Source organism: Scytonema sp. HK-05, from assembly GCF_963872035.1.
Lineage (GTDB): Bacteria > Cyanobacteriota > Cyanobacteriia > Cyanobacteriales > Nostocaceae > Kalymmatonema.
This window is the reverse complement of record NZ_CAWMYC010000112.1, coordinates 69667-81478: the sequence shown is the minus strand read 5'-3', so window position 1 is coordinate 81478 and position 11812 is coordinate 69667. Positions and strand designations below refer to the sequence as shown.

The window sequence follows — 11812 nt, the reverse complement described above, 5'->3', positions numbered from 1 at the left end:
ACAGAAGTCCAAGCCACTAATCCTCCGCAAACCCCCCAAATTACAGAAGTCCAAGCCACTAATCCTCCCGAAAACCCCCAAATTACAGAAGTAACAGAAACTAATCCTCCCGAAAACCCCGAAATTACAATAGATGTTTCACCACAGAACCAATCTCTAAGTCAACCAGAAACAAGTGCAGGTGCAGGGCTTTCTCATAAGGAAATGCAGAGATTAACAGGCGTTCCCATTAACACCATCAGAAGCAAGGCAAGCCTTGGCAAGACCATCACAACTAAAGATGGCGTGACCTACCGCTATGATAAAAATTCCAAGGTGTTGAAATGGGTCAGAATTTAGGGTTCTGTTGCAAAAACTCTTAGCAATCTGTTATACAATTTTACGAAAAGGATGATACCAATCGGTAATGTAGAGACGCGCCATAGCGCGTCTTTACAGAATTTAAATGTATCGCGATTAACGTGAAATGGTATTAGAAGTAAAATTGATGATAATCATGTTGACTTTCAAGCTTACAAATGAATTCCAAATCTTTGCAACAGAACCTTTTTTAGAATCAGGTCATGCTTACTAAACAGCACAGACAACTAGTTAGTTACAAAAAAATTACGATTTATGAACGAACTTACAAATTACCTGTTCTAAAAAATACCAAATTAAAAGCTGTTCAAAAAAAAATCAAAGAACGTCGAAGATTAATTAAAGAAGGCGTTCGGTATCATCAGCTTTGGGGAATAATTAAGCGAAAAGAAGAAAATAGTCAGGAGAAAATTTTTCAAGAAAGCCAATTATTAATAAAAGATTATACCCACCTTATTGATTTTCTAGAAAATTATAAGGATAGTTATCAAAGCTTTTTGCTGAAGCTGACTGATGATTTTAAAAAGTTGTTTATACAAAAATACATTGAAATAAAAAGCTTGGACAATGAAAGAAAAAAACTTGAAATTAAAAATGATAAAAATCAAAAAATACTTGATGAATTAAAATGGGAAAAACAAGAAAATTTTAAAGCAATTTTACTATTGAGTAATGCTTGTTTTTTAATGTTAGAAAAAATAAAATTGCTTAGTGAAGGACTGAAAACGCTGGCAGAAGATACCAAAAATCAAAAGAAAATTGTCCAGCAAGTAGCCAAAGATTTGGAAGTTTATCAAGAAATTTACGAATATCAAAGAAAAGCCTATAAAATTCGTCAAGAAATAGTAGAAATAGCAGAAACTGCAATTAATTTTGAAAAAAATTTGCACGATTACTTTAATCCGTTTCAATCGTTAATAGATGAAGTAGTCAAAGTAGATGAGGATTTTTACTCAACTGTCGGAGAAATTAAAAATTTAGCGGATAATATTTTCAAGTCTCAGTCAAATTTATTAATTCCCAAAGAAACTGACGGAGTTTCTGAAACTTTTCTAGACTTTATGGTATCAAGTTATGAAAAGAAAGAAAGATTAAAAGATGCGTTGATTCAATGTCAATTATTAGATTGGCAAATGCATAATTTTGATTTAGCGAATAATCCCTTTTTTTTAGACAAAGAGATTGACTCAATATCTAACTATATCTCCAAGCAACTTATCGAGCAAAGAAAAGAGATAGGGATAGTAGAAACAAATTTTGTCTCTATAACGCCTCTCGCTCCTGTTCAAGAAACCGGATTGATAAAACTGACTAATGACGATGCGACTGACAATGCTACTTTAACAAAAGAAGTTAAAAAGACAAATAACATCGATTATACCAAACTGCGGGAACTCCTCGCCCAGCATAAGTGGAAAGAAGCTGACATTGAAACCACTAAATTAATGCTAAAAGTCATAGGTAAGAGCTATTGGAATGAAGTTTATAAGGAAGATATTGATAACTTTTCTTGTAAAGACTTTCAAATTATTGATAAATTATGGCAAGAATACAGTCATGGTTATTTTGGCTTCAGTGTTCAGCAAAGTATTTGGAGCGAAATGGGTAGCCAAGTAGACTATGAAACAGAAAAGAGACTCGGCGATCGCCTTGGTTGGCGAAAACAGGGAAACTGGTTAGATTATGATCAACTCACTTTTGAATTATCCCTCACAACACCGATAGGACATCTACCCGCGCAATGGTTGCACTATGACCAAGATACCTTTGACTTATCCCCATCATCTGCAGAACACCTTTCAATGGGAGCCTGGCGGGTGGGATCTTGGTTAGTTTGGCAGATGCACTTATTCTTTTCTCGTGTAAAAATTTGTAACGAAACTTTCCTATGCGTTAATCCCACATTTCTTAATAATAACGAAAAGTAAAGTCAAAGCTAATTTGAGGATAGACATGAGTAACACTAAACTTTCTGATATAGAAATAGAAATTTTACTTTTTGGAAAATGGCGTTATGATACGTCTTCAGAAAAAATAACTATTCAATTTAAAGATGATATGACTTATGAGCAAACCAGAATTCAAACATTTATTTTCTCTAAACCTAAGGAACTTATAACAGGTAATAAATTTACTGGTGTATGGTATATAACTGAAAGAACACTGTATTTAAATCTTAAAACTGTTCCAAAATCCTTTTTGAATTTGAGGATCCCGCTAGCTTTTAATATTTCTATTGCAGATATGATAGCTACTTTAGGTTCTATATTTCTAGCAGAAAAGTATCAAGTCATTGACATTAATAGCTCTAAATTTATAATAATGGATAAAGAGCAATCAATTATTGGCACAAAAATAAAATAATAATATCCCCTAATTTTAATGATGTTGTTGGTCAATTCGTGTGGGGTGATACCCCTGATAAACTCGTTTCCAGCCTGAGGCTGGAAATGCCAGCGAAGAGGCTCTGCCTCTAAGTACCGGAGGCCGAGCCTCCTAGTAGTGCATTCCCTGGCTCAGCCAGGGAACGAGAAACTTAGGGGGTGTGGCTCCTCATTTATTCGCCAACAACATCTTTTAATTATGGGGATTCTCTTTTTACTTTTTACTTTTCTCTTTTTACTTTTTAATGCTAGGTTAGCTGGCAACCCAAACTTGGCTCTCAAGTCTTCGTAAACAATGCCCTGAATTGTCAGCCTACTTGTTATTTCTGGCTTGATTACTTGGTTAGTCTAATTACAAGTTTCCGCAAAAGCATAAAGAACTACTTCGAGTTTTTCCGACTGCAATGGTGTGGAGTTGAGTTTACTTTCCTAGCGTCAGCACTTGTTGCATGAATTCGACCTACTCACAATGTGAGTATAATTATAGACTACAATCCCTCGTTGTGTTTTTCCGGAGATTGTTAAAAACGAGCGCTATCTCCACTTCCTTTGTTAATCGTAGATTAACATAGGTCGGAAGACGTTTCGTTTTTAACCCGCAATTCCTCAAGGGCACCGAATCAAAGATTAAGTAAGTCGGCGCAAATAATCATCACTGGTTTGTAGTAGCGCTTTAGCGCTGTTCGCGCAGCGTGGCGTCAGCCATAGCGCTACTACGAGCCAAATACAGAGATTTTACTTTTCTTTACATAGTTTGGTTTTTCCACGCTGACTTACTTACGGTGTGAGCCCCCTTGTGGAAATAGGTGAAGTTTTTACAAACGCTCGGCGATCGCTAACTAAGATTTTTTCACTTTCAACACGTCGGCAAAAGAGATAGTGCTTTTTCTTATACCAGAAGAATTAAATGTACTGTATAAAGCAATACGGTTCAGATAAGACCAGAATCTTTATCAGGAACACAATGTAGAGTTCTCGGATGGCGCGTCTTTACACACATTATTTTTTACACATCAACCTTAACTGAACCGTATTGCTGTATGAAGCTGTAGCCAATAACCTTTGTACCCACCGCTCATAGCACAATTGCCTGCTGGTATTACAACAGCTCACCCTACTGCCTCCAGTTCTCTTTGTCAATTCGCTATCAACTTGTAGCAAGCTGTACTTAGTGTCATTTTTTTTTGGAGTGATTAGAATTGGAATAACGAAGAATAGGAAATTATAGCGATTCTCATTTGAATCACATCTACCACCAGGAATAATGTAGAGACGTAGCATACTATGTCTCTACAGCCGTGTATTGCCTACTACCGAAAAGCCCACTACCTACAAAGTTGTCGTAAATCACGAACAACAGTATTCAATTTGGTTTGCCGACCGGGAAAACGCTCTCGGTTGGACAGATGCTGGTAAAACCGGGACAAAGTCAGAATGCCTGGGTTACATCAAGGAAGTATGGACTGAGATGAGACCACTTAGCTTGCGTCACCAAATGGAACAATCGGCACAATCAAACTAAGTATTAAATTTAACTTCAGATAAATGAAAAAGAATAATATTGAAGATATTTATCAACTATCCCCAGTGCAGCAGGGAATGCTCTTCCACACCCTTTATGCTCCCGATTCTGGAGTGTATTGTCAGCAATTTAGTTGTACTTTTACAGGCAAACTGGATGTTGACGCATTCACTGCAGCATGGCACCAAGTGGTAGCGCGGCATGTGGTCTTGCGAACTGCTTTCATTTGGGAACGCCAAGATGTGCCACTACAGGTAGTGTACCGACAGGTGAAACTACCTGTAGAAATTTATTCTTGGACTGGGCTATCTGCGGATGAGCAGCAACAGCAACTACAAGTGTTTCTTGAGTCCGATCACCATCGTGGCTTTGAACTGTCCAAGGCACCATTGATGCGCCTAGCTGTCATTCAAATGTCAGATGATGCCTACCGATTTGTGTGGAGTTATCACCACATACTTCTAGATGGGTGGTCACTGCCGTTAGTGTTTAAGGAAGTACTGGACTATTACGAAGCAAAGTCTTTGGGGCAACAGTTACAACTGCAACCGAGTTGTTCCTACCGCGAGTACATTGCTTGGTTACAGAAGCAGAAGTTGACAGAAGCCTGCCAATTTTGGCGGCAAACACTCTTAGGTGTGACAGCACCAACACCGCTCGTAATTGATAAAGCACACCACAGCAATCAAGTGCAACAAAGCTATAGCGAGGAGATTCTTCTGCTATCAAGTGAAGCAACAACAGCCCTGGTGAAGCGTGCAAGGAAATATCAACTGACGTTAAACACCTTAGTACAAGCAGCTTGGGCAATACTACTCTGGCGATACAGTGGCGAAACCGACGTGGTTTTCGGCGTGACTGTCTCAGGTCGTACAGCTGCCATAACAGATGTAGAGTCGATAGTTGGGCTATTTATCAATACCCTGCCGATGCGGGTAACACTTTTGGGTGAGGACACAGTTCTAGCTATTCTCAAGCAAATACACAAGCAACAGGTGGAAATGAGTACTTACGAGTACACGCCACTGGTAGAAATTCAGCGGATGAGTGATGTGCCGCAAGGGCTGCCATTGTTTGAAAGCATCGTGGTGTTTGAGAATTATCCGGTAGATGCGGCTTTAGAACAGCACTCAAGGAAGTTGCACATCAGTGATGTTCGTACCATAGAGAAAACCAACTATCCACTCACACTCATCGCTCAGCCGGGTGTGCAATTGTCGTTGCGCTTCATGTACAATAGTCAGCGCTTTGATACTGCTGCGATCGCTCGCATGGCAGATCATTTTCAAACCCTCTTAGAAGGGATTATTGCCAATCCTTCACGACAGCTATCAGATATACCACTACTGAGTGCCGCCGAACAAAATCAAATATTGGTGGAATGGAACAACACGCAAGCAGATTATCCGAAACAATTGTGTCTGCATTCCTTGTTTGAGGAACAGGTTCAGAAGACGCCGGATGCGGTAGCGGTGGTGTTTGAAGATGTAGAGACGCGCCATGGCGCGTCTCTTACCTACCGGGAGCTTAACACAAAAGCGAATCAACTAGCGCACCACCTACAGAGATTAGGTGTGGAACCAGAAGTGTTGGTCGGTCTGTGCGTAGAACGCTCGTTGGATATGGTTGTGGCATTGCTGGGTATTCTTAAGGCGGGTGGAGCGTATATGCCGTTAGATCCGGCACACCCGTGCGATCGCTTGGCATTTATGCTAGAAGACGCTTCTGTACCAGTGCTGCTAACCCAAGAGCGGTTGGTAGCAACATTGCCCGAACATAAAGCTAAGGTAGTATGCTTGGATGCCGACTGGCAAGAGATTGCTCAAGAAAGCGAAAGCAATTTCCAAAGCAAAGTAACACCCGAACACTTGGCTTACGTAATTTACACTTCGGGATCGACTGGCAAACCAAAAGGAGTTCAAATTCTGCATGGTGCTTTGGTTAACTTCTTAAATGCCATGCATTTAACTCTAGGGCTGAGCCAGAAAGATATCCTTCTATCAGTCACTACATTATCTTTTGATATTGCCGCACTGGAATTGTACCTACCGTTGATTGTAGGCGCAAGTTTAGTTGTAGTCAGCCGCGAAGTTGCCACTGATGGAACCGAGTTGTTAAAGCGTCTGTCATCCTCTGGTGCTACAGTCATGCAAGCCACTCCAGCTACTTGGCAACTGCTTTTAGCATCAGGATGGCACGACAGTAGGCAATTGAAAATTCTCTGCGGTGGTGAAGCACTCAAGCGCGAACTCGCCAATCAGTTGCTTGAACGGTGTACTGAACTGTGGAACCTATACGGTCCTACAGAAACCACCATTTGGTCAGCAGCCCACAAGGTAGAGACTCTCAACAGCGCTTCTTGCGCTGACGGCATCATCTCTATCGGTCGCCCAATTGCCAACACGCAATTTTACATTTTAGACAAACACCAAAAGCCAGTTCCTGTAGGAGTTCCTGGAGAACTACATATCGGCGGTGTATCCTTAGCTCGTGGTTATCTCAACCAACCAGAACTTACATCTGAAAAGTTCATTCTCAACCCTTTTAGCAACGAGCCTGGGGCACGCTTGTATAAAACTGGGGACTTGGTTCGCTACAACAGCGATGGCAATCTGGAATACCTGAGACGGATTGACGAACAAGTGAAAATACGGGGCTTCCGAATTGAACTGGGAGAAATTGAGGCGGTACTGAGTCAATACCCAAACGTGCGAGAAACCGTTGTGACCGTAGGAGTTGATGTTTCACAGGATAAGTGCTTAGTGGCTTACTTAGTTGTGAAACAACAGCCTTCCCCCAAAATTAGTGACCTCCGCCACTACCTCAAGCAGAAGTTGCCCGAGTACATGGTTCCTGCTGCCTTTGTCTTCTTGGATGCCATGCCATTAACACCCCACGGCAAGATAGACCGTCGCGCTTTGCCTGCACCGGATACATCTAGTTTCAGTCGTTCCAACTTTGTCGCACCCCGTAACCCCATAGAAGAGGTCTTAGCCGTTATCTGGGCAAAAGTTCTGGGTACTGAACACATAGGCATTCACGATAACTTCTTTGAGCTTGGGGGGCATTCCTTACTAGCAACACAAGTGATTTCTCGGATGCGCCAAGCTTTCAATGTAGAAATTCCGCTACAGTTGCTGTTTGAGACACCGACTATTGCTGATTTAGCAAGTGCGATCGCTGTAAAGCGGGCGCTTTGCGCCATCGCCTACGGCGGGGCGCAGCCCATCGCTTCGTTAAGCAACGCTTATGCACTTAGTAAGAGTCAGGGTATGGAAGAACTAAAGACCATTCCCCGAGTTGCCAACCGAGACTCAGCGCCTCTATCGTTTGCCCAGCAGCGATTGTGGTTTTTTGAGCAACTTGAGTCAAATAGTGCGGCTTATCATATTCCTCTCTTGTTGCGGTTGCAAGGTCATCTCAAGGTAGATGTCCTGCAACAGTCATTAGATGCAATTGTCGCTCATCATGAAATTCTGCGAACCAACTTGATTGCATCGGATGGCGCGAACGTGCAGATAATTCGTGAACCTCGCCCAGTAGAACTCAAGCTCATCGACTTACAAACTTATCCAAAAACCGAACAACACAAGGTTTTACAACATCATCTCCATCAGGAGATGCAACGCCATTTCAACCTAGTTGAGGACTTAATGCTGCGTGGGTGCTTGCTGCAACTCTCTGCACAAGAGCATATCCTGCTACTGGTCATGCACCATATTGCTTCGGATGGTTGGTCTATCAAAATTTTAGGCGAGCAGTTGACAAATTTGTATCAAGCATTCACCAATGGTTTGCCTAACCCTCTGCCAAAGTTACCCATTCAGTATGCTGATTATGCAGTTTGGCAACGCCAGTGGTTCTCTGGTCAGATACTTGAAAACCAACTCAACTATTGGAAACAGCAGTTGAAAGGTGTAAGCCCAGTGCTGGAGTTACCTACCGATAGACCCCGACCATTGGTGCAGTCTTATCGAGGTGCAAGATATGATTTTTTCGTCCCCCAAAGCTTATCGCAAGCACTTTCTGCACTCTCACGTCAAGAAGGTGTGACTTTGTTCATGACATTGCTTGCAGCGTTTGAGATCCTACTCTACCGCTATAGCGGACAAGATGACATTTTAATTGGTTCGCCCATTGCAGGCAGAAATCGCGTTGAAATCGAAGACTTAATCGGATTTTTTGTCAATACTTTGGTAGTCCGTGGCGATTTGTCGGGCAATCCCAGCTTCCGGGAACTTTTGCAACGGGTCAGATCTGTAGCACTGTCGGCTTACACTCACCAAGACTTGCCGTTTGAAAAGCTCGTGGAAGAACTGCAACCTGAGCGTTCTTTGTCCTATCATCCTCTGTTTCAGGTGATGTTTGTGTTGGAGAATTTACCAGCACAAACATTGGAGTTACCAGGATTAAGCATCACGCCGATGGATGTGAATGCTGTGACATCGAAATTTGATTTGAGTTTATTACTTACACATACAGAACAAGGATTGCGTGGAACATGGGAATATAGCACTGATTTGTTTGATGCTGGCACGATCAGCCGTATGAGCAGACATTTCCAGACATTGTTGGCGGGGCTTGTTGATAATCCACAACAGCGCATTTGTGAACTACCACTGCTTACTGATGCTGAAAAAGAACAGATACTAGTGAAGTGGAACAATACTCAGACAGAGTATCCTAATGATAAGTGTATCCATCAATTATTTGAAGAACAAGTAGAGCAAACACCCGATGCTGTTGCAGTCGTCTATGAAGACCAAAAGCTGACTTACCGGGAGTTGAATGCACGTGCAAACAAATTAGCTCACCACTTGCAAAACTTGGGAGTGAAACCAGAGATGCTAGTAGGTATTAGCATGGAGCGTTCTTACGAGTTGGTAGTGGGTAGCTTGGCTATTCTTAAGGCTGGTGGCGCATATGTCCCCTTAGACCCAACTTACCCCAAGGAACGTCTGTGCTTGATGCTAGAAGATGCACAACCACAACTGCTGTTAACCCAACAGCACTTGCTCGAACAATTACCTTCTAATGGGAGAAAAGTGGTTTGTATCGACTCAGACTGGGAGGCGATAGCGAGAGAAAACGCGACAAACCTTGCTTGTCAGCTCAAGGCTGGTGATTTGGCATACATAATTTATACCTCTGGTTCTACAGGTCAACCAAAGGGAGTTGCTGTCCCCCATCAAGCAATTAGCCGGCTCTTGTTCAATACCAACTACATCAATATAGAACCAAGCGATCGCGTTGCTCAAGTTTCAAATATATCTTTTGACGCTGCCACTTTCGAGATTTGGGGAGCACTTGTTCATGGAGCACAGCTCATTGTCATTACTGAAGATATCGCTCTGTCACCTGATGAATTTGTCACAAAGCTGCAACAGCAAGAAATTAGTACAATGTTCCTGACAACAGCCTTGTTCAATCAGTTAGCAAGCGTTGTCCCTGATGCTTTCAAAAATATACGTCACCTTTTATTTGGTGGCGAAGCTGCCGATGTTCATAGCGTCAAAGCGATTCTGAAAAACGGTTTACCCCAACGACTACTGCACGTCTATGGACCGACAGAGTGTACAACTTTTTCGACTTGGTACTTAATTCAAGATATACCCGAAGAAGCAACAACAATCCCGATTGGTCGTCCGATTGCCAACACGCAAACTTACATTCTTGACCGCTATCTCCAACCCGTACCCATTGGTGTCGTGGGTGAATTGTACATTGGTGGTTCTGGTTTAGCTAAAGGATACCTCAACCGTCCAGAATTGACAGCTGAAAGATTCATTCGCAATCCTTTTAGTCGTGAACAGCAAGCGCGTCTGTATAAAACTGGGGATTTAGTGCGCTATTTGCCAGATGGGAACATTGAGTTTGTTGGGCGTATCGATAATCAAGTCAAAATCAGGGGTTTCCGTATAGAGTTGGGAGAAATAGAGGCAGTACTCAGCCAACATCCTGCTATACAATATGCGGCAGTCATTGTTCGTCAAGATACTCCTAGCGACAAACGTTTAATAGCCTACGTTGTTCCAAATCAAAACCAAGCAACTACAGTCAGTGACTTGCGTCACTTCTTGAAGCAAAAGTTGCCTAATTATATGATTCCAGCAGCGTTTGTAATGCTTGAGGCGTTGCCTTTGACTGCCAACGGCAAAGTTGATCGTCAAGCTTTACCAGCACCCGAGAAAGTAAAACAAGAGTTAGAAGCAACTTTTGTCGCTCCCCGTAATGAGTTAGAACGCCAGCTAACAGCAATTTGGGAAGATATTTTAAGTGTCAAACCGATTAGTGTTAGGGATAACTTCTTTGACCTAGGAGGTCATTCCTTGCTTGCGGTGAGTTTGTTCGCGCAAATAAAGCAGAAATTCGGCAAAAAATTGCCTCTTGCTACCCTTTTCACTTCAGCTACGGTGGAAGGTCTTGCCCAAATGCTTTCTATACAGGAAAAAATACCTGATAACGAAGTTTTAGCAGTATCACACCAAGACAAGCAAGCCACTTGTTTGTGCCTCGTACCCATTCAAGCTCTCGGTTCTAAGCCACCTTTCTTCTGCATTCATCCAGCTAATGGAGATGTTTTATGTTATAGACCTTTAGCACTGCATCTAGGAACCGATCAACCATTTTACGGGCTAAAATCACAAGGACTTGATGGAACACAGCCTCCTTTAACCCAGATTGAAGACATGGCAGCGCTTTACATCAAAGAAATTCAGACGATTCAACCGATTGGTCCTTATTTTATCGGTGGGTTCTCCGTAGGAGGTGTTATTGCTTATGAAATGGCGCAACAGCTTCGTAGACAAGGTCAGGAAGTAGGTCTTATCGCAATGTTAGATAGCAGTGTTCCGGGTTCTACAAAGCGATCGCCATTTAGGGAACGATTTTTTATACACATAAAAAATTTTTTCCAATTTGGACCCGACTACCTCAGTAAAAAACTTGTGAACTGGAGCAAGTGGGGCAAATTCTATATTACAGAGAAATACACCAGTTTTTTGGGAAGAACCCTACCTTTACCTGAGACTGACAACTACATGTTTATTCTTCACCAGCAGGCTTGGGAAACGTATACTTTCCAACCTTACCCTGGTCGAATCATCCTCTTCCGAACTGACGATAACTCTCGAGACACACAAGAAGCATATGTTGGCTTTCAAACCGATCCGCTATTAGGTTGGGGCAATCTAATTACTGGAGAAATAGACCTCCATAACATTCCCTGCGGTCACTCTACCATTTTAGGGGAACCCCATGTAAGGGTGGTAGCAGAGAAATTGAAAGATTGCTTGGAGAAGGCTTATAAGGAGGCTCTAATGATATAAGACGAAATTGTAATTGTACAAAGAGGCAATGGCAAGTGATATCATGTTCGGCTAATTAGTTATAATTCCCACGTTAACTGCACCCCACCCCTTTATCCCCTCCCCCTTCGGGTTCGCCAGTCGCCTACGGCGGGAAACCCGCCTGCAGCGCTGGACTCACCGCATGCGGGGAACTCGGGGTCCCCTCTGGGGATTAGGGGCAGGGAGCCTAAGCGCAG

General features: G+C 42.4%; 4 protein-coding genes and 1 pseudogene. All 5 read left to right on the top strand.

What is annotated here, in order from left to right; genetic code table 11:
- A pseudogene (locus tag AACT52_RS22345) lies at nucleotides 1-339 on the top strand (ABC transporter ATP-binding protein/permease); the annotation flags it as partial.
- A gap of 224 nt (nucleotides 340-563) precedes the next feature.
- The gene (locus tag AACT52_RS22340; protein ID WP_073633426.1) at nucleotides 564-2288 is read left to right on the top strand and encodes a GUN4 domain-containing protein; all 1725 of its coding nucleotides are present in this window, start codon (nucleotides 564-566) and stop codon (nucleotides 2286-2288) included.
- Nucleotides 2289-2313: 25 nt separating this feature from the next.
- Nucleotides 2314-2724 carry a hypothetical protein gene (locus AACT52_RS22335; protein ID WP_073633425.1) on the top strand — a complete coding sequence of 137 codons (411 nt, stop codon included), beginning with the start codon at nucleotides 2314-2316 and terminating at the stop codon, nucleotides 2722-2724.
- Between the two features lie 1323 nt (nucleotides 2725-4047).
- Nucleotides 4048-4266 (top strand): MbtH family protein, encoded by a 219-nt coding sequence (locus AACT52_RS22330; RefSeq protein ID WP_073633424.1) that lies wholly within the window; start codon nucleotides 4048-4050, stop codon nucleotides 4264-4266.
- A 23-nt stretch (nucleotides 4267-4289) separates the two neighbouring features.
- Nucleotides 4290-11594, top strand: a complete 7305-nt coding sequence (locus AACT52_RS22325; RefSeq protein ID WP_073633423.1) for an amino acid adenylation domain-containing protein — start codon at nucleotides 4290-4292, stop codon at nucleotides 11592-11594.
- The last annotated feature ends 218 nt before the right edge of the window (nucleotides 11595-11812 follow it).

Coding starts and splice junctions, on each gene's coding strand:
- AACT52_RS22340 (WP_073633426.1), top strand. CDS start 564: ATGCTTACTAAACAGCACAGACAACTAGTTAGTTACAAAAAAATTACG.
- AACT52_RS22335 (WP_073633425.1), top strand. CDS start 2,314: ATGAGTAACACTAAACTTTCTGATATAGAAATAGAAATTTTACTTTTT.
- AACT52_RS22325 (WP_073633423.1), top strand. CDS start 4,290: ATGAAAAAGAATAATATTGAAGATATTTATCAACTATCCCCAGTGCAG.